This is a genomic window from Cellulosimicrobium cellulans, assembly GCF_006539945.1.
GTDB lineage: Bacteria > Actinomycetota > Actinomycetes > Actinomycetales > Cellulomonadaceae > Cellulosimicrobium > Cellulosimicrobium cellulans.
In genome coordinates this window covers 35,503-54,881 of record NZ_BJNZ01000011.1, presented here as the reverse complement: position 1 = coordinate 54,881, position 19,379 = coordinate 35,503, and the positions used below count along the sequence as shown (strand labels likewise).

15 protein-coding genes are annotated in these 19,379 nt (G+C 73.5%); 1 reads left to right on the top strand and 14 read right to left on the bottom strand.

Translation table 11 applies throughout. The annotated features are described in order from the left end of the window. Positions 1 to 326: 326 nt before the first annotated feature. The 12 genes from yjfF to CCE02nite_RS10260 form a co-directional block, all read right to left on the bottom strand. Entirely contained in the window at positions 327 to 1,304 is a 978-nt protein-coding gene (yjfF, locus tag CCE02nite_RS10315) for a galactofuranose ABC transporter, permease protein YjfF (protein ID WP_141389564.1), read from the bottom strand. A gap of 80 nt (positions 1,305 to 1,384) precedes the next feature. After that, on the bottom strand, positions 1,385 to 2,443 hold the full coding sequence (locus CCE02nite_RS10310; protein WP_141389563.1) for an ABC transporter permease: 1,059 nt from the start codon (positions 2,441 to 2,443) through the stop codon (positions 1,385 to 1,387). Further along, positions 2,440 to 3,978 (bottom strand): sugar ABC transporter ATP-binding protein, encoded by a 1,539-nt coding sequence (locus CCE02nite_RS10305; RefSeq protein WP_141389562.1) that lies wholly within the window; start codon positions 3,976 to 3,978, stop codon positions 2,440 to 2,442. Before CCE02nite_RS10305 ends, CCE02nite_RS10310 begins: the two co-directional genes overlap by 4 nt. Positions 3,979 to 4,200: 222 nt before the next feature. Beyond that, a complete protein-coding gene (locus CCE02nite_RS10300) occupies positions 4,201 to 5,217 on the bottom strand; it encodes an ABC transporter substrate-binding protein (RefSeq protein ID WP_141389561.1) in 1,017 nt (338 codons plus the stop codon). A 383-nt stretch (positions 5,218 to 5,600) separates the two neighbouring features. Continuing rightward, entirely contained in the window at positions 5,601 to 7,109 is a 1,509-nt protein-coding gene (gene araA, locus CCE02nite_RS10295; protein WP_141389560.1) for an L-arabinose isomerase, read from the bottom strand. An 81-nt stretch (positions 7,110 to 7,190) separates the two neighbouring features. Further along, positions 7,191 to 7,949 (bottom strand): L-ribulose-5-phosphate 4-epimerase, encoded by a 759-nt coding sequence (locus CCE02nite_RS10290; protein ID WP_141389559.1) that lies wholly within the window; start codon positions 7,947 to 7,949, stop codon positions 7,191 to 7,193. Next, entirely contained in the window at positions 7,946 to 9,622 is a 1,677-nt protein-coding gene (locus tag CCE02nite_RS10285) for a xylulokinase (protein ID WP_141389558.1), read from the bottom strand. The genes CCE02nite_RS10290 and CCE02nite_RS10285 overlap by 4 nt, the downstream gene beginning before the upstream one ends. 119 nt (positions 9,623 to 9,741) lie before the next feature. Further along, entirely contained in the window at positions 9,742 to 10,794 is a 1,053-nt protein-coding gene (locus CCE02nite_RS10280; protein ID WP_141389613.1) for a LacI family DNA-binding transcriptional regulator, read from the bottom strand. A gap of 35 nt (positions 10,795 to 10,829) precedes the next feature. After that, complete coding sequence (gene proC, locus CCE02nite_RS10275) at positions 10,830 to 11,711, bottom strand: pyrroline-5-carboxylate reductase (RefSeq protein WP_141389557.1); 882 nt, start codon at positions 11,709 to 11,711, stop codon at positions 10,830 to 10,832. Positions 11,712 to 11,893: 182 nt separating this feature from the next. Then, the gene (locus CCE02nite_RS10270; protein WP_141389556.1) at positions 11,894 to 12,622 is read right to left on the bottom strand and encodes a hypothetical protein; all 729 of its coding nucleotides are present in this window, start codon (positions 12,620 to 12,622) and stop codon (positions 11,894 to 11,896) included. Positions 12,623 to 12,790: 168 nt separating this feature from the next. Then, a complete protein-coding gene (locus CCE02nite_RS10265) occupies positions 12,791 to 15,958 on the bottom strand; it encodes a family 43 glycosylhydrolase (protein WP_141389555.1) in 3,168 nt (1,055 codons plus the stop codon). 502 nt (positions 15,959 to 16,460) lie between these two features. Then, on the bottom strand, positions 16,461 to 16,994 hold the full coding sequence (locus CCE02nite_RS10260; RefSeq protein ID WP_141389554.1) for a potassium channel family protein: 534 nt from the start codon (positions 16,992 to 16,994) through the stop codon (positions 16,461 to 16,463). A gap of 76 nt (positions 16,995 to 17,070) precedes the next feature. On the opposite strand from CCE02nite_RS10260, the gene CCE02nite_RS10255 reads away from it, so the two are divergent. Beyond that, complete coding sequence (locus tag CCE02nite_RS10255) at positions 17,071 to 18,531, top strand: DNA repair protein RadA (protein WP_141389553.1); 1,461 nt, start codon at positions 17,071 to 17,073, stop codon at positions 18,529 to 18,531. A gap of 18 nt (positions 18,532 to 18,549) precedes the next feature. Here the strand turns inward: CCE02nite_RS10255 and CCE02nite_RS10250 are convergent, their stop codons facing one another. Both CCE02nite_RS10250 and CCE02nite_RS20465 read right to left on the bottom strand, forming a co-directional pair. Beyond that, entirely contained in the window at positions 18,550 to 19,215 is a 666-nt protein-coding gene (locus tag CCE02nite_RS10250) for an NUDIX domain-containing protein (RefSeq protein ID WP_141389552.1), read from the bottom strand. Beyond that, on the bottom strand, positions 19,212 to 19,361 hold the full coding sequence (locus tag CCE02nite_RS20465; protein WP_170227284.1) for a hypothetical protein: 150 nt from the start codon (positions 19,359 to 19,361) through the stop codon (positions 19,212 to 19,214). Before CCE02nite_RS20465 ends, CCE02nite_RS10250 begins: the two co-directional genes overlap by 4 nt. Between the last annotated feature and the right edge of the window lie 18 nt (positions 19,362 to 19,379).

Genomic DNA, 19,379 nt, shown 5'->3' with positions numbered 1-19,379 from the left:
CGCGAGCGCGACCGTCCTCCGGCGGCGAGCCGTCCTGGGTCGTGGAGGGTGAAGGGACGTATCCATGGGCTTCCTCTCATCGTCGAGAGACACGCATCCTCGCGTGTGAGCGTTAACAGGATCGAGGCCGAGCCTAGTGTGAACGCTCACATTCGACAAGGGACATGTCGTGACACTCCGCCGGCCGGGCGCATGCCCGGCCGACCCAGGGGTGCCGGCCCCCGTCCAGCTCCGGTGAACCCGGGCGAGACACCCGGGCAGACGGCCGCGGTGCCGGGTCCGCGCGACGTCCGAGGACGTCGCGGGGCGGACCCGGCACCGCCGGCTCACCTCCGCCTGACGACCAGCACGCGCTGCAGGATCACGAAGACCAGGAGCAGCACGCCGATGACGATCTTGGTCCACCACGAGCTCAGCGTGCCCTCGAAGGTGATGATCGTCTGGATGAGGCCGAGCACGAGCACGCCCAGCACGGACCCGAGCACGAAGCCCGTCCCGCCCGTGAGCAGCGTGCCGCCGATGACGACGGCCGCGATCGCGTCGAGCTCCATGCCCACCCCGGTGAGCGAGTAGCCGGACCGCGAGAACATCGCGAAGAGCAGGCCGCCGATGCCGGCGCACGTGCCGCTCACCACGTACACGAGCACCTTGGTGCGCGCGACGGGCAGGCCCATGAGCATCGCCGACTGCTCGCCGCCGCCGATCGCGTAGACCGTGCGACCGAACTGCGTGTAGTGCAGCACGTAGAAGGCGATCGCGACGACGACGAGCGCGATGATGACCGCGGTCGTGACGCGCCAGCCGTCGCCGATCTCCTGGCTCCAGCCCGCGAGGGCCACGAACGACTCGTCGGTGATCGGGATCGACTGGAGCGAGATCACGTAGCAGAGGCCGCGCGCGAGGAACATCGCCGCGAGCGTCGCGATGAACGGTTGGATGTCGAAGACGTGCACCATCAACCCGACCGCGAGGCCGAGGACGGTCCCGATGAGGACCGAGATGAGCAGCACGACGGCGACGGGCCACCCGCTCTGGAGCAGGGACGCCGTCGTGATGCCCGAGAGCGCCACGACCGCGCCGACCGAGAGGTCGATGCCGCCCGTGAGGATGACGAAGGTCATCCCGACCGCGAGCACGATGAGGAACGAGTTGTTGATGAAGAGGTTGGAGATGACGCGGGCCGAGAGGAAGTTCTCGTACCGGCTGCCGCCCACCACCAGCATGAGCGCGAGCACCGCGAACGTGCCGAGGACCGGGAGGTAGCGCCGGTCGAGGCGGACGCGGCTCGTGAGTCGCTCGGTCATGGACGGGCCTCCGGGGGCGGCGGTCTCGGCACCCCGGGGGTCGGGGGGCGAGGTCGGGGCAGGGGTCTGCACGGCGGACATCAGGCGCTCACCTCCGCGGCCGCGGCGGCCGTCGGGGCCGCGCGACGTCGTCGGGCGGCGACCAGGTCGCGCACCTTCGGGGACTGCGCGAGGCAGACCGCGATGACGACGATCGCCTTGAACAGGGGCGTGACGGACGGCGAGATGCCGAGCATGGTCACCGTCAGCGTGAGCGTCTGGATGATGAGGACGCCGACCAGGGTGCCCGAGAGCGAGAACTTGCCGCCCGCGAGCGACGTGCCGCCGATGACGACGGCGAGGATCGCGTCGAGCTCGATGAAGAGGCCGGCGTTGTTCGCGTCGGCCGCCATGGTGCTCGACGAGATCATGAGGCCCGCGAGGCCGGCGAACAGCGCGCACACCGCGTACACGGTCCAGATGATGCTGCGGGACTTGACGCCCGCGAGGCGGCTCGCCTCCGGGTTGATGCCGACGGACTCGATGAGCATGCCGAGCGCGGTGCGGCGCGTGAGCAGCGCGACCGCGGCGAACACCAGGCCCGCGAGCACGACTGCCACGGGGATCCCGAACCAGAAACCGGAGCCGATCGCCTTGAACGGCGCGCTGTTGACCGTCGTGATCTGGCCGCCCGTGATGAGCATCGCGACGCCGCGGCCCGCGGTCATGAGCACGAGCGTCGCGATGATGGGCTGGATCCCGAGGACCGAGACCAGGAAGCCGTTCCACACGCCGAGGACGAAGGACAGCGCGAGCGCGATCCCCACCGCGACCAGGACCGTCGTGAGGCTGTCGGGCGAGGGCGACGACGCGATGAAGCTCAGCGCGACGGCGCCGGAGATCGCGACGACCGCGCCGACCGACAGGTCGATGCCCCGCGTCGCGATGACGAGCGTCATGCCGAGCGCGACGAGCAGCAGCGGCGCGCCGTTCTTCAGCAGGTTGACGAGCGAGCCGAACAGGTGCCCGTCCTGGAGCCGGATCGACAGGAAGCTCGGCCGGTTGATGGTGTTGACCGCCAGCAGCAGGACCAGCGCGACGATCGGCCAGAAGAGCCGGTGCTGGACGGCGCGCTGCCAGGCGGGTGCCGTGGTGCTCATGACTCCTGCCCTCCGCTCGCGATGAGCTCGACGACGTCCTCGACCGTGACGTCCTCGTCGTTGGTGATCTCGGCGACCTTGACGCGGTCGCGCATGACGGCGATGCGGTGGCTGAGCCGCAGCACCTCCTCGAGCTCGGCCGAGATGAACACGACCGACATGCCCTCGCCCGCGAGCTGCGCCACGAGCTTCTGGATCTCGGCCTTGGCACCGACGTCGATGCCGCGCGTCGGCTCGTCGAGGATGAGCAGCTTGGGGGCCGTCGCGAGCCAGCGCGCGAGGAGCACCTTCTGCTGGTTGCCGCCCGAGAGGTTCTTGATGAGCGCGTCCGGGTTGCCGGGGCGGATCGCGAGCGCCTTGATGTACGTCTCGACGATCTCGTCGACCTGCTTCTTCGGCAGGCGTCGCGCCCAGCCGCGCTCCGCCTGGAGCCCGAGGACGATGTTCTCGCGGATCGTCAGGTCGCCCACGATGCCCTCGGCCTTGCGGTGCTCCGAGGAGAACGCGATCTTGCGCTGCATCGCGCTGCGCGGCGTGCGCAGACGCGCGGGCGTGCCGCCCACGCGCACCTGGCCGGAGTCGGCACGGTCCGCGCCGGCGAGCAGGCGCGCGAGCTCCGTGCGGCCCGAGCCGAGCAGGCCGGCGAGGCCCACGACCTCGCCCGGGTACACGTCGAGGTCGAACGGCTGCACCGAGCCCTTGCGGCCGACGCCGAGGGCCTGGACGAACGGCGTCGCCTCGCGGTCGGCCACCGAGCGCTTGGGCGCCTCCTCGAGCTCCTCGAGCACCTCGAGCGAGGTGCCGATCATCTTGGAGACGAGCTCGAGCCGCGGGAGCTCGGCGGTCACGTACTCGCCGACGAGCTTGCCGTTGCGCAGGACCGTCATGCGGTCGGAGATCTCGTAGACCTGCTCGAGGAAGTGCGAGACGAACAGGATCGCGACGCCCTCGTCGCGCAGTCGGCGCACGACGGCGAAGAGCTGGGCGACCTCGTCCGCGTCGAGGCTCGAGGTCGGCTCGTCGAGGATGAGGACCTTGCACTCGACGACGAGCGCGCGGCAGATCGCGACGAGCTGCTGCACGGCGAGCGAGTGGGAGGCGAGCGACGACGCCGGGTCGATGTCGAGGTTGAGGCGGGCGAGCATCTCGCCCGCGCGGCGACGGGTCGTGCGCCAGTCGATCGCGCCGAGTCGGCGCGGCTCGTGACCGAGCATGATGTTCTCGGCGACCGAGAGGTTCTCGCAGAGGTTGACCTCCTGGTACACCGGCGAGACGCCGGCTGCCTGGGCCTCGCCCGGGCCGGAGAACGTGTGCTCGGCGCCGTCGACGACGATGCGACCGGAGTCGATCGAGTAGACGCCGGTGAGCGCCTTGATGAGCGTCGACTTGCCGGCGCCGTTCTCGCCCATGAGGGCGTGGACCTCTCCGGGCCGGAGCGTGAGGTCGACTCCGTCGAGCGCCTTGACGCCCGGGAACTCGATCGAGATCCCGGTCATCTCGACGACGGGCCGACCGTCGGGGACGGCGGTAGTCATGGGTGACCTTCCGTGCAGCGGTGGCGGCGGGGCTGCCGGGCCCCGGGGCGCCTCAGGACGCCGGCGACGTCGGCATGCCGGCGGTGGTGCGTCGGCCGCGCGCCGGGGAGACGTGCTCTCCCGGCGCGCGACCCGTCCGTGGTGGCGGACCGGTCCGCGTCGACCGGCCGCCCCGGGCGAACGGCCGTCCCGGATCGCTCCAGGACGGCCGCTCGGGGCCGGTCAGTACTCGCGCGTCGGGAGCGCCTCGATGGCCTGCTCCTGCGTGAAGGACTCGTCCTTCACCACGATGCGCTTCTCGACCTCCTCGCCCGCGACGACCTTCTTGATGATGTCGGCCAGGTCCGGGCCGAGGAGCGGGTTGCACTCGACGATGAAGTTGATCTTGCCGTCGGCGAGCGCCTGCATGCCGTCCTTGACCGCGTCCACGGTGACGATCTTGATGTCCTCGCCCGGGACGAGGCCCGCGGCCTCGATGGCCTCGATGGCGCCGAGGCCCATGTCGTCGTTGTGCGCGTAGACGAGGTCGATGTCGTCGTGCGCCTGGAGGAAGCCCTCCATGACCGTCTTGCCCTCGGCGCGCGTGAAGTTGCCCGTCTGGGAGTCGATGATCGTGACGTTCGGGTTGTCCTTCGTGGCGTCCTCGAACCCGGTCTTGCGGTCGATCGCGGGAGCGGCGCCGGTGGTGCCCTGGAGCTCGACGACGTTGATCGGCTCCGTGGCGACGTTCTCGGAGACCCACTCGCCGGCCATCTCGCCCTCGAGGACGAAGTCGGAGCCGATGAACGACTCGTACAGGGTGTCGTCCTCGGAGTCGACCGCGCGGTCCGTGAGGATCACGGGGATCCCGGCCTGCTTGGCCTCCTCGAGCACCGCGTCCCAGCCGGACTCGACGACCGGGGAGAACGCGATGACGTCCACGCCCTGCGCGATGTAGGAGCGGATCGCCTGGATCTGGTTCTCCTGCTTCTGCTGCGCGTCGGAGAACTTGAGGTCGAAGCCGTTCTCGGCCGTGAGCGTGTCCTGGATGGACTTGGTGTTCGCCGCGCGCCACCCGGACTCGGCGCCCACCTGCGAGAAGCCGACGACGATCGCGTCGCCGCTGCCGCCGTCGCCACCCGCGTCGTTGCTGCTGCCGTCCGTGCTGCCGCCCCCGCTGCTGCACGCCGCGAGCGCGAGGACCGCCACGCCGGCGAGGACACCCGTCAGACGCGTGCGCGCCTTGGTCGTGCTGAACATGCTCTCCTCCTTGAGATGCGACCTCGGCGCCGTGCCGAGGGTCGTCGGGTCGTGCCAGCCCACCATCGGGCTGTTGACTCTTGTTGATACATGTTTGCTTGTGTCAATGTCTAGCGGTGTCAGCACCCCTCCCGCAAGCCCCGACCCGGCATTCCGCATAACCGTTCGGTAACCGTTGTGGTCACCGCCCGACACTGCGACGTGCCGACCGCGCGGAGCCTGCCGAGGCGCTGAGCGCCAGACCTGCGGATGTGATCGCTCACACCCTCCCGAGAGACGATGTTAGCGCTCACACGCGCGGAGGGGAAGCCGCCACCCGTCACGGTTCGGTCACGGCTGCGATGCCGCGCCCGGACCTGCGCCGACGGCTCCCCCGCGCGGCGTCAGAGGCCCTGTGCGACGCGGTAGAACACCTGGTTCCACCGCACCTGGTCGCGGAACCCACGACGCGTCGTGCTCTCGTCGATCACCAGCAGCTCGGTCCGCGCGATGTCGGCGAACACCTCGAACGCGTCGATGCCCGCAGCGGTCGACAGCACGGTGTGGTGCGCGCCGCCCGCGGTCAGCCACGCCTCGGCCGACGTCGCGAAGTCGGGGCGCGGCTCCCACACCGCGCGCGCGACCGGCAGGTGCGGCAGCGGGGCGGAGGGCGCGACGACGTCGACCACGTTGGCGGTGAGGCGGAACCGGTCGCGCATGTCCGCGAGGGACACGACGACGCCGACGCCCGGGTCGGCGTCGAACACCATGCGGACGGGGTCCTCCTTGCCGCCGATCCCCAGCGGGTGGATCTCGACGCGGGGCTTCGACGTCGTGAGCGAGGGGCAGATCTCGAGCATGTGCGCGCCGAGGATCTTCTCGCTGCCGGGCGTGAGGTCGTAGGTGTAGTCCTCCATGAGCGACGCCCCGCCGGGCAGGCCCTCGCCCATGACCTTCGCGGCGCGCACGAGGACGGCGGTCTTCCAGTCGCCCTCGGCACCGAACCCGTAGCCCTTGGACATCAGGCGCTGGACGGCGATGCCGGGGAGCTGCCGCAGGTCGCCGAGGTCCTCGAAGTTCGTCGTGAACGCCTTGGCCCCGACCGACTCGAGGAACGTCTCGAGGGCGATCTCCTGCCGGGCCGCGTAGCGCAGCGACGCGTGGCGCTCGCCGTCCTTGCGCAGCTCGGGGACCACGTCGTACAGGGCTTCGTACTCCGCGACGAGCGCGTCGACGTCGGCCTCGGAGACCTCATCGACCGCGCGCACGAGGTCGTTCACGCCCCACGTGTTCACGCTCACACCGAACCGCAGCTCGGCCTCGGTCTTGTCGCCCTCGGTCACCGCGACGTTGCGCATGTTGTCGCCGAAGCGCGCGAGGCGCAGCTCGTGCGTCGCGGCCCAGCCCGCGGCGCCGCGCACCCAGGCGCCCACGCGCGCGGTGACCGCCGGGTTCGACACGTGCCCGACGACCGTGGTGCGTGCCACCCCGAGGCGGGTCGCGATGTAGGCGTACTCACGGTCGCCGTGCGCGGCCTGGTTGAGGTTCATGAAGTCGAAGTCGATCGTGTCCCACGGCAGCTCGACGTTCGCCTGCGTGTGCAGGTGCAGCAGCGGCTTGCGGAGCTGGTCGAGCCCGCCGATCCACATCTTCGCGGGGCTGAACGTGTGCATCCACGTCACGACGCCCAGCACGCGGTCGTCCGCGTTGGCGTCGAGCATCGCGCGCCGGATCGAGCCGGCGTCCTTGAGGACGGGCTTCCAGACGACGTTCGCCGGGACGTCGGGTGACGCGTCGAGGGCGCGCGCGACCTCCTGCGACTGCTCGGCGACCTGCCGCAGCGTCTCCTCGCCGTACAGGTCCTGGCTGCCGGTGAGGAACCAGATCTCGCGGTCCGCGTAGGGCTTGCTCATGTCTTCCACATCTCTCGTCTCGGGTGGGAGCGGTCGTCGCGTCGGTGCGGGGCCGCGGGGGTGCTGCGCCTGGGGCCAGGGTCAGCGGGCGGGCTGCTGCCCGTAGACGTTCTGGTACCGCGCGTAGAGCGAGTCCACGTCGTCCTGCGGGATGCGCGTGGGCTCGCCGAGCTGGCGGCTGACGTGCACGGTCCGCGCGACCTCCTCGCACATGACGGCCGCCTTGACCGCCGCGCGCGCGTCGGTGCCGATCGTGAACGGCCCGTGGTTGCGCATGAGGACCGCGGGGCTCCGGGAGTCCCGCAGGGTCTCGACGATGCCGCGCCCGATCGAGTCGTCGCCGATGAGCGCGAACGGGCCGACGGGGATGTCGCCGCCGAACTCGTCGGCCATCATCGTGAGGACGCACGGGACGGGCTCGCCGCGCGCGGCCCACGCGGTCGCGTAGGTCGAGTGGGTGTGCACGACCCCGCCCACCTCCGGCAGGTGCCGGTACACGTACGCGTGCGCCGCCGTGTCGGACGACGGCGACCGGTCGCCCTCGACGAGCGTCGCGTCGAGGTCGCACACGACCATCGCCTCGGGGGTGATGTCGTCGTACGCCACGCCCGACGGCTTGATGACGAGCAGGTCGCCCGAGCCGTCGGGGCGCGTCGTGTCGCGGACGCGCTCGGACACGTTGCCCGCGGTCCACACGACGAGCTCCCAGCGCGGGAGCTCGGCGTGCAGCGCGGCGACACGCTCCTTGGCGGCGTCGACGGCGTCGCGCAGGTGCGCGGGCACCGCCGTCACGGCGGCGGGCGCGGCAGCCACGTCCGCGGCCGGGGTGGGCGTGCTCATGCGGGGTCCTCTCCTTCGGTGCGGGTGGGCAGCGCCGTCACGGCGGCACGCTCGACGGCGAGCCCCGCCGCGTAGCGCTCGAGGTACGCGGCGAAGCCGGCGACGTCGACGGGGTCGGGGTCGACGGTCTCGATCTCCGCCGTGGCGAACACGTGCTCGCGCAGGTACACGCCGAGGTCGTGGGCGCCGGCGCCGTCCGTCGACCCGGACGCGGTGCCCGACGACGACGCCCGGTCGCGCGCGAAGCCGGCCAGGACCGCGATGCCCCAGGCGCCGCCCTCGCCCGCCGTGCGCCCGACGCTCACCGGCGCGTCGATCGCCGCGGCGAGCAGCCGCTGCGCGACGCCCGCCGTGCGGAACATGCCGCCGTGCGCGAGCATCCCGTCGAGCCGGACGCCCTCGCCCGCGAGGACGCGCATCCCGAGCGCGAGGGTCCCGAAGGCGCCGTACACCTGGGTGCGGGCGAAGTTGGCGAGCGTGAGGCGGCTGCCGGGCGTGCGCACGACGAGCGGCCGACCTTCGTCCAGGCCCGTGATCGGCTCGCCGGCGAGGTAGTTGTAGGCGAGCAGACCGCCACCGTCGGCGTCGCCGTCCAGCGCGGCACGGAACAGCGCGCCGAACACGTCGTCCGGGCTCGCGTCGCTGCCGACGGCGGCGGCGAGCTCGCCCAGCAGGCCCGCCCACGCGTCGAGCTCGCTCGCGCCGTTGTTGCAGTGGACCATCGCGACGAGGTCGCCGGCGGGGGTCGTGACGAGGTCGAGCTCGTGGTGCACGCCGGCGAGCGGGCCCTCGAGGACGACCATCGCGAAGATGCTCGTGCCCGCGCTGACGTTGCCGGTCCGCGGCGCGACGGCGTTCGTCGCGACCATGCCCGTGCCGGCGTCGCCCTCGGGCGGGCAGAGCAGCACGCCGGGGGTCAGCGTGCCCGACGGGTCGAGCCAGGCGGCGCCCTCGGCCGTGAGCCGGCCCGCGTCCTCGCCCGCGACGAGCACGTCCGGCAGGAGCTCGGCGAGCTGGGGCCCGTCCCGGTGCGTCGCGGCGCGCTCGTCGACGAGCGCGAGGAGCGCATGGTCGTAGTCGCGCGTCGCCGGGTCGACGGGGAACATGCCCGACGCGTCGCCGACCCCGAGAACGTGGCGGCCCGTGAGGCGCCGGTGGACGTACCCCGCGAGCGTCGTGAGGCTCGCGACCTCCGCGGCGTGCGGCTCGGCGTCGAGGATCGCCTGGTACCAGTGCGCGACCGACCAGCGCAGCGGGACGTTGTACCCGAGCAGCTCGGTGAGCTCGGAGGCGGCCGGGCCGGTCGACGTGTTGCGCCACGTGCGGAACGGGACGAGCAGCTCGCCGTCGGCGTCGAACGCGAGGTAGCCGTGCATCATCGCGGACACGCCGAGCGCGCCGTAGGTCGTGGGGCACACGCCGTACCGCTCCTCGACGTCGTCGACGAGGCGCGCGTAGCAGTCGCGCAGGCCGGCCTCGACGGCGTCGAGCGGGTACGTCCACGTGCCGTCCTCGAACCGGTTCTCCCACGCGTGGCTCCCGCTCGCGAGCGGCGTGCCCTCGGCGTCCACGAGGCACGCCTTGATCCGCGTCGACCCGAGCTCGATCCCGAGCGCGGTCTCCCCCGCCACGACGGCCGCCCGACGGCGGCCGACCTCGTCCTGCTGCACCATTGCTGCTTCTCCTCGTCGCGGCGTCGCGCCTCGGTCGTTGAGTTCCTTCTCGAATGTTAGCGCTCACAACCGACAAGGCCAACTCCCTCGGCACGGGTCGTCGTGAGCGGTGCGCGGCGTCAGCCGCGCGGGGTCGTCGTGCTCTCCCGCACCATGAGCTCGGGCGGGATCGAGACGGGCCGGACCGTCGCACCGGACAGGGCGTCGATCATCATCCCCATGCACCGGCGGCCGAGCGAGCCGAACGGCTGGCGCACGGTCGTCAGCGGCGGGATGAAGTGCCCGGCCCCCGCGACGTCGTCGAAGCCCACCACCGAGACGTCGGCCGGCACGCGCACGCCCTGCTCCCAGAACGCGCGGAGCAGGCCGAGCGCGAGCTGGTCGTTGCCGGCGAAGACCGCGGTCGGCCCGTCCCCCGCGCGCACCGCGGCGGCGAGCTCCTTGCCGACGGCGTAGCCCCGGTCCGACGACCAGTCGCCGCGCACGGGCTCCGGCACGGGCGCCCCCTGCTCCTCGAGCGCAGCCCGCCAGCCCGTCTCGCGCTCGCGCGCGTCGAACCAGTCGAGCGGGCCGGACAGGTGCAGCACGGTGGTGTGCCCGAGGCCGAGCAGGTGCTCGGTCGCGAGCCGCGCGCCGAGCCGCTGGTCGACGGCGATCGAGAGGATGGCGCCCGGCGCGCCGAGCGCCCCGGCGCCCGGGCGGACGACCTCCGCGGGCTCGCCCTCACCCGGGTGGTCGCGCGCCGCGATCATGATGACCGGCACGGGTGCCCGGAACGAGTCGACCGCCGCCGCGACGTCGGTCTGCGGCGCGATGACCACGATGCCCTCGACGCCCTGGTCCATGAAGTGCTCGAGCACCCGGTGCATCGTGTCGGCGTCGTAGCGCCGGATCGTCGCGACGCTCACGAAGTACCCCTGCTCGCGCGCCGCCTCCTCGACCGCGATGAGGGTCGACGTCGGCCCGTACAGCGCGGAGCCCGTCGTCACGACGCCGATCGTCCCCGAGCGCATCGTGACGAGCGCGCGGGCCGCGCTGTTGCGGCGGTAGCCGAGCGTCGCGATCGCGTCGAGGACGCGGTCGCGCGTCTCGGGCCGCACGCTGGGGTGGTCGTTGAGCACGCGCGAGACCGTCTGGTGCGAGACGCCGGCGAGCCGCGCGACGTCGGACATCGCGGGCGGGCGCGTGCGGGGGGACGGGCCGTCGCTCACCGCTCGTCCCCTCCGGTCTCCGGGCGGGGCGCCGGTGCGGCCGCGAGCGCCGCGGCGAGCTCGGCCGAGCGGTCGCGCGCGGCCTCGAGCGCGTCGAGGAACGCGGCGCGCACCCCGCCCGCGTCGAGGCGTCGCAGGGCGGCGACCGTCGTGCCGCCGGGCGACGAGACCTTCTCGCGCGCGATCGCCGGGTGCTCCCCCGTCTCGCGCAGCATCGTCGCCGCGCCGTGCACGGTGGCGGTGGCGAGCTCGAGCGCCGTCGCGCGCGTGAGCCCCAGCAGGACGCCCGCCTCGGCGAGCGCGTCGATCACGTAGAACACGTAGGCCGGGCCGGAGCCCGAGAGCGCCCCGACCGCGTCCTGGTCCTTCTCCGCGACGCGCACGACGAGCCCCGTCGCGGACAGCAGTCGCTCGGCGAGCGCGACGTCGTCGTCGTCCGCGGCGGCGCCGCCGCTCACCGCGCTCACCCCGGCGCCCACCACGGACGGCGTGTTGGGCATGACCCGCACCACGGCGGTCCCCGCCGGCAGCCGGTCCTCGTAGAACGCGGTCGGCAGCCCGACGACGACGCTCACCACGACCGCCCCCGCCCCCACCGCGTCGCGGACCTCGGCGAGCAGCGCCGCGACGTCCTTGGGCTTCACCGCGACGACCACCACGCCGGCGCCGCGCACGGCCTCGACGTTGTCCTGGGTCGTCGCGACCCCGTGGCGCGCCGCGAGCTCCTCGCCGCGCTCGGCCCGGCGGACCGTCGCGACGACGTCGGCGGGGTCCCAGCCCGCGGCGAGCGCGCCCGCGAGGACGGTCTCCCCCATGACGCCCGTGCCGAGGACGGCGAGCCGGCGCTCGGGGACGGGCGGGGTCGACAGGTCGGTCATGGACGATCAGCTCCCGGTGGTCGGTGAAGGCATTCTTGCGCACCCGGCGGGTGCTCGGGACCGCAGCCGGGCCCGTGGGGATGCCGTTCGCGGGCTCCGCGGGCTCCCGGGACGGTTCCCGCGCGGGCGACGGGGCCGGGCGGACCAGGGTCGGAGGGGGCGGAGCCGCGGTCGGAGCGGGGTCAGAGGGGAAAAGCCTCGTACACGTCGGTGACGACGTCGGCGGGCCCGGTGGCCTGCAGGACCGCGGTGCCGTTGCGCCAGGTGACGGTCGCCTGACCGTCGGCCGCGGGCGTCACGGCGTAGGTGCCCGCGACCTCCCCGGCGACCTCGACGTCGCCCGTGTCCGTCGGCTCGCCGGCCGCGGTGACGAGGTCCGTCGCGGCGGTCTCCGCCTCCGCGACCGTCGGCCACTGCCCGGCCACGACCGTGACGGTCGTCGCGTCGTCCCCCTCACCGTCGGCGTACACGAGCTGGTACGCCTCGAGCGCCCGGGCCGCGGTCCACGCGTCCGTCGCCGAGTCGCTGCGCAGCACCAGGTCGAGCACGGTGTCCGGGAGCGCCGTCGCGAACGCGGTCGTCCCGGTCCGGGCGGCGGGCTCGAGCGTCGGGGTGGGCGGGTCGGCCGTGACCGTGACCGTCGGCTCGGGGTCCGCCGCGGCGTCCGCGCGCGCGAAGCCCGGCCATCCCCAGGCGAGGAACGCGAGCACGAGGCCGACGACGAGCAGCAGACCGACGAGCGCCACGAGCCGGCGCCGTCGGTAGACCGCCGCCGACGCGGGCCGGGAGTGGCGCCGGTCGCTCGCGCCCACGGCGTCGGTGGGTCGGCGCGGCGACGACCCCGCGGCGGTCCCCGGACGCGCCGGGGTGGCGGCGCGTCCCGTCGGGCTCCCGCCGTGCGGCTGGCTCATCGCGCGTACCTCCGCTGCTCTCGGTCCTCGCGGGCCCGGTCCTCGCAGGCCCGGGCTCTGCGGCCAAGCGTAGGACGCGCGCGTGCCCGACCCCCCGCGCTCGTGCGGGGTGTCGGGCACGCGCCTGCGGTTCACCCACCCGTCATCCCCCGGGGCACGTCGGGGGCGTCATCCGCAGCTCCGGGCGGTGTGCTCCGCCTCGGTCTCCGTCGTGACCTCGGCACCCTCGACGGTGCTGGTCGCGCGCACGACGACGGTGCCCGCCTCGACCGTCGCCGCGCGGACCGCGAACGACTGGTAGGCGCTCTTCCCCGGGGCGACCGCCGGGAACGACCGCGTGCCGTACGGCGTCTCGAGCACCAGGTCGACCGGGGCGTCGTGATCGTGGGTCGCGACCACGGCGACGTAGGCCTTCCCGGCGAGGCAGCGCGTCTGCGCGGTGACCGTGACGGGCAGCTCGGGCTCCGGGCCACCCGTGCCCGGGTCGTCCGCGAAAGCGCGCCACTCGGTGACCGCCACCGCGGAGTAGGTGGTCCCGTTCCCGTTCGCCGAGAAGGTCGCCCGCAGGCGCGACGTGGTGACGGGGTCGAACGTCACGGTGTTGAACGCCGTCGTGCTCGTGCCGTACGCGGACGGGTTCGCCACGGGAGCCCAGGACTGTGCCGCGTCGTCCCAGTACTCGAGCACCCACGAGTCGGGTCGGACGACGCCGTCCCCGGTCCCCGGCTCCGAGTCCCGCCAGAACTTCAGCTCGGCGCCCGTGAGGCGGATCGGTCGCGACCAGTCGTACCGCACCCACTGGGTCGCGGGCCGGGTACCCGACCAGGTGCCCCAGATCTGGGCCTGGCTCGGGTTCGCCGGGTCGGCGCCGTCGTGGAGCGCCCCGACGCTGTTCCACCCGGCCGTGTACGACGCGCTCACCGTCGCGATCGGCGCGACGTTCCCGGTGAGCGGGCCCGAGATGTCCGCCGGGATCGTGACGGCCTTCGGCGTCTCGGCGTTGCCCGCGGCGTCGACCGCGCGGAACGACACCCGGTGCTGGCTCGTGTCCGGGGCGGCCACCGGGCCGTCGTACGTCCGCCACTCCCCGGTGCCGATCGCGTACTCGACGCGCTCGACCCCGGAGGTCGTGTCGGTCGCGGTGACCGTCACGGTGCGGGCGGCCTCGTCCAGCACGCCGGTGCTCACGGGGGCCACACGGTCGATCCGGACGTCGAGCGCCACCTCGTCCGAGACGTTGCCCGCGCGGTCGGCAGCCGTCGCGAGGACGCGGTGCTCGCCGTCGCCGGCCACGGCCACCTCGGTGGCGCGCGTCGGCTCCGTGGCGACCGGGGCGCCGTCGTCGACGGTGGTCGTGAGGACCACGCGCCCTCCGGAGTCGTCTGCCCCGTCGACGCGCACGCGCACGTCGGAGCGGAACCAGCCGCCGCTGCCGGCGCTGCCCAGCGGCGTGAGCGTCACGGTCGGCGCGGTCTCGTCGCCCTCCGCCGCCTCGGCCGGGATCACGGTGACCTCCGTGCTCACGCGACCGCCCGCGTAGCCGAGCACGGACCCCTCGACCACGAACGTGCCGGGCGCGGCGACGTCGTCGGCGGCGGCCTCGTCCCAGAAGGCCGGCACCTGGAGCGTCTCGCCGCTCGCGAACGTCACCGGGACCGTGCCCGGCAGGGCGGTCTCGCCGACCTCGACCGTCACGCCGGGCGGGTCGACGGCGGCGGGCTGCTCGGCGAGGACCTTCCACTCCTCGACGGCGACGGCCGAGTACGTGCTGCCGTTCGTGGAGGCGTCGAGGAGGGCGCGCACCTGCGTCGTGGTGACCGGGCCGAACGTCGTGTCCTGGAAGCCGCTCGTCCCGGTCCCGTAGGCGCTGGGGTTCGGCACGTCGACCCAGGCGCCGCCGTCCGAGGCGTCCCAGTACTGGATGCGCCACGACGCGGGGGCGGCGACGCCGACGCCCGTGCCCTGCGGCTGGTCGTTCCAGAACTCGATCTGCGAGCCCGCGAGGCGCATCGGCCGGTCCCACGTGTACTGGACCCACTGCTGCGGCGGGTTGTTGCCCGTCCAGGTGCCCCACATGTCCGGGGGCAGCGGGTTGGGCCGCACGATCTCGTCGTTGAGCGCCTTCTTCCAGTACTGCGTCGGGACGGGCTCGTTCGAGACCGTGACCGTCGCCTCCTGCGCGACGTTCGCGCGCGGCGTCGTGTCCTTGACCGGTGCGGGCGTCGTGACCACCTGCTTCATGCGCGGCGGCGACTGCGTGTCGTCCCACTCGACGCGGTCGATCGCGACCGAGCGCCGGAAGTGGTTGCCGCCCTCGGCGTCGGCCGTGTGGTAGGCGATCCACCACTCGCCGTCGAACTCGAGGATGCCGGGGTGGCTCGTCGTCGACGAGACCGGTGCGAGGACCGTGCCGCGGTACGTCCACGGCCCCTGCGGGGTCGACGCCGTCGCGTACGCGATGCACGCGTGGTAGTTCGCCGGGGTGCACGCCGACGTCGGGCCTGCGTTGTTGCCCGCGTACGCGAGGTAGTACGTCCCGTTCCGCTCGAACGCCCACGCCGCCTCGAAGAAGCCCGTGAGCCCGGTGACCGTGCGGACCTGGCCTACCGGGGTCTTCATGTCCTGCGCGAGCTCGAGCATGCGCAGGTTCGAGAAGCTGCCCCACCAGACGTAGACACGGGCGTCGTCGCCCTCGCCGTCCACGAGCACCGTCGGGTCGATGTTGTGGATCGTGTTCGGGGTCGGGACGCGCTGGGAGATGATCGGCGCGCCGACGTGGTCGGCCCACGGGCCGGTCGGGGAGTCCGACACGGCGACGCCGATGCCGAACGCGTCGCTCGCGGGGCTGTTCGCCTCGTGCACGGGGACGTACCAGTAGTAGCGCCCGTCGACGCCCTGGACGACCTGCCCCGCGTACGCGCGGCCCGGCGTCGCCCAGTCGAAGACCTCCTCGGGCCGCATGAGCGACGGGTGGTGGGTCCACTCCCCCGCGTCCACGTCGCTCGTCACGAACGCCCCCCACTCGTTCATGACGAAGTCGTTGCGCGTCGGGCCGGCCTCGTCGTGCCCGGTGTAGACGTAGAGCTCGTCCTCGCCCGTGTCGTTGCCGGGTGCGCCCGCCGGGACGACGAGCGGCGCGGGGTCGGCCGAGTAGTAGCTCCCGTCACCGAGGATCGGGTTCTCGGTGCTCGTGAAGGTGTACGCGTCCGCGGCGGCGGCCGGGGCGGCGGTCGCGGCGACCCCGGTGAGCGCCAGCCCGGCGCTGAGCACGCTCGCGAGCGTTCGTCGCGCACGGTTCCTGCCGTGCGGCGGTCGGTCGGTCGGTCTGTCGGTCATGGCCTGGTCTCCTGACGGTCGGGCCGCGGCGCGGCCTGCGGGTCGTGCGTGGAGGTCGTGCGCCCCGGGAGTTCCCTCGGCCCCCGGGGCGCACGGTCGTGGAGCCCGTGCCGGCGGGCAGGACGGGCCGGGTGCGTGGCCGGCCGACGGTGACGCCCCCGCGCACGGGGGTCGGACGCGTCACCGCCGTCGTCGCGGCACCGTCGTCGCGCGCGGGGTGGCGGTCGTGACGGGCGGGCCGACGGCGCCGCGCACCTCGGCGGTGCGGCGTGCGGGCCGTCGTCGCGCTCGCGTCGTCACGGGCGTGCACCTCTCGTCGTCGAGCCGGTCGTCCGGTGCCGACGATGCCACAGACAGAAATCAGATCGCAATGGTTTTCGGTAAGGTCGTCCGAGCTGGCGGCGCGGAGCGGGCGGCGAGGCCGCTGCAAAAGCCCGCAAACCGCGGGATCACGCGCAGCAGGCCGCCAGGCCGTGACCGGGCAGCGACTCAGACGGGAAAGTCAGTCGGCCCGATTTTCGGCCTGCGACGCGTCCTTGTGGTGGCGCTCCGCACGCACGCGGGCACGCGTGGTGGCGATGGAGACGAGAAGACCGACCACGACGAGGTCGAGCACGATCTGGATCATCGCCACGATCTTCGCCCCCTCGCCGACCGGGTGGACGTCGCCGTACCCGACGGTCCCGAGCGTCACCACGGCGAAGTACAGCGCGTCCGTGCGGTTCTCGATGCCGACGAACTGGTCGGCCATGAGGTAGTAGGCGAGCGCGAAGAACGTGACGATCGGGAGGAGCAGCCCCATCACCGACTGGACCCGGACGCTCGGCGTCCCCCAGGCGCGCAGCTGACGGCGCACCTGGACCACGAGGAGCGCGCACAGCAGCGCCAGCCCGACGCCGAACGCGACGAGCTGGACGACCTCCGGTGCCTCGTCGGTCGGCAACGGCACCCCGTAGTAGACCGTGAGGCACGCCGTCGTGGACGCGGCCGTGAGGATGAGCGTCCACCACGGGCTGTCGTGCGGGAGCCTGCGCATGCGCCCAGCATCCCGCGCGAGGGCGTTCTCGTCGCGGCGTCGAGCCGGTGTCGGCGGTCGTGGCTAGGTTGGGCGCGTGACGTCGTCGACCACCGCGGCCCGCTCCGCGGCCGCCAAACGCTCCCGCCCCGCCTACCGCTGCTCCGAGTGCGGCTGGACCACCGCCAAGTGGGTAGGGCGCTGCGGGGAGTGCCAGGAGTGGGGCACGGTGACCGAGGACGCCCCGGCGGCCTCCGGCCCGCGCACCACCGCCGTCACGCCGACCCGCTCTCCCGCGCGACCGATCGGGGAGATCAGCGTCGAGGCGGCGCGCGCCACCCCCACGGGTGTCTCGGAGTTCGACCGCGTGCTCGGCGGCGGCATCGTGCCGGGCGCCGTGGTGCTGCTCGCCGGGGAGCCGGGGGTCGGCAAGTCGACCCTGCTCCTCGCGGTCGCGAGCAACGTCGCGGCCGGCGGGTCGGACCTCCCGACGGTGCGCCCGGTCGGCGAGCGCGCGGCCGAGGCCGCCCGCCCGGCCCCGACGCCGCGGCGCGTCCTCTACATCACGGGCGAGGAGTCGGCGGGGCAGGTGCGGCTCCGCGCCGAGCGGGTCGGCGCCCTCGCGCCCGGCCTTCTCCTGGCGTCCGAGACCGACCTCGCGACCGTGCTCGGCCACATCGAGGCGACCGAGCCGGACCTGCTCGTCGTGGACTCCGTGCAGACCATCGCGTCCGCCCAGGTCGAGGGCGCTCCGGGCGGCGTGAGCCAGGTGCGCGAGGTCGCGGCGTCCCTCATCGCGGCGGCGAAGGCACGCGACCTGCCCGTCATCCTCGTGGGGCACGTCACCAAGGACGGCTCGGTCGCCGGGCCGCGCACGCTCGAGCACCTCGTCGACGTCGTGTGCCAGTTCGAGGGGGACCGGCACTCACGCCTCCGGCTCGTGCGCGCCGTGAAGAACCGCTACGGCCCCACGGACGAGGTGGGCTGCTTCGACCTCACGGAGAACGGCATCGTCGGCCTCGCCGACCCGAGCGGGCTGTTCCTCTCGCACACCGGCGCCGGGTCGCCCGGCACGTGCGTCACCGTGACGCTCGAGGGGCGACGCCCGCTCGCACTGGAGATCCAGTCGCTCGTCGTGCCGAGCTCCTTGACCAACCCACGCCGGACCACGAGCGGCGTGGACTCCAGCCGCCTCGCGATGATCCTCGCCGTCATGCACCGCCACGCGGGCGTGCGGCTCGTCGACCAGGACGTGTACGCCTCGACCGTCGGCGGCGCCAAGGTCACCGAGCCCGCGGCCGACCTCTCGATCGCGCTCGCCGTCCTCTCGGCGCGCGAGGACGAGGCGCTGCCCCAGGGCACGGTCGCGTTCGGCGAGGTCGGCCTCGCGGGCGACATCCGCCCCGTGACGGGCCTGGACCGCCGCCTCGCCGAGGCCGCGCGCCTCGGCTTCACGCGCGCCGTCGTGCCGCGCGGATCGTTCCCGCGCCCCGTGGAGGGCATGACGATCCTTCCCGCGCGCCACCTCGGCGAGGCCGTCGAGCTCGCGCGGACCTGAGGGCGCGGCCGGGGGCGGTCAGCCGCCCGACCGTCCGCCGGCGAGCGCCCACCACTGCAGCAGCATGATCGTCTTGCCGTCGACGATGCGACCGTCCCCGATCATGGCGAGCGCGTCGTCGAGCGCGAGCTCCACGACCTCGATGTCCTCGCCCTCGGCCGCCACCCCTCCGCCCGCGCCCGTGCGGTCGCGCGGCGTGTACGGCGCGGCGAAGAAGTGCACCTTCTCGGTGACGGACCCCGGGCTCATGTAGGCGGTGAAGACGCGTGCGACCGGCCCGACGGTCACGCCCAGCTCCTCGGCGACCTCGCGCCGGATCGCGGTCTCGGGGTCGTCGTCGTCCAGCAGCCCGGCGGCCGTCTCCAGGAGCATGCCGTCCGCGTGGTCGTTGACGTACGCCGGGAACCGGAACTGCCGCGTGAGCAGGACGGTCGACCGCGCGGCGTCGTGGAGCAGGATCGTCGCGCCGTCGCCGCGGTCGTACGTCTCGCGCTGGAGCGTCTGCCAGCGCCCGTCCCGACGCCGGAGGTCGAAGGTCGTGCGACGCAGCACGTGCCACCCCTGCGACGTGAGCTCGACGTCGCGGACGACGACGTCCGGGTTCCGTCGCAGCGCGCGACCGGCCCGGTCGAGGCCCGTGCGGCCGCGGTGGTCGGGGACGTCGACGCCGGGGACCCCGCTCACCGGGCGCTCGCGGGAGCCGTCCCGACGTGACGGGGAAGCGCGGAGACGTCGTGGTGGCGGCGCAGGTCGGCCGCCGTCGCGGCGCGGTCGCCGTCGGCGCCGGAGCGGTACGGGCCGGCGGTGAGGATGAGCAGAGGTCGGTTCATGGGCCTAGAATAGGCACA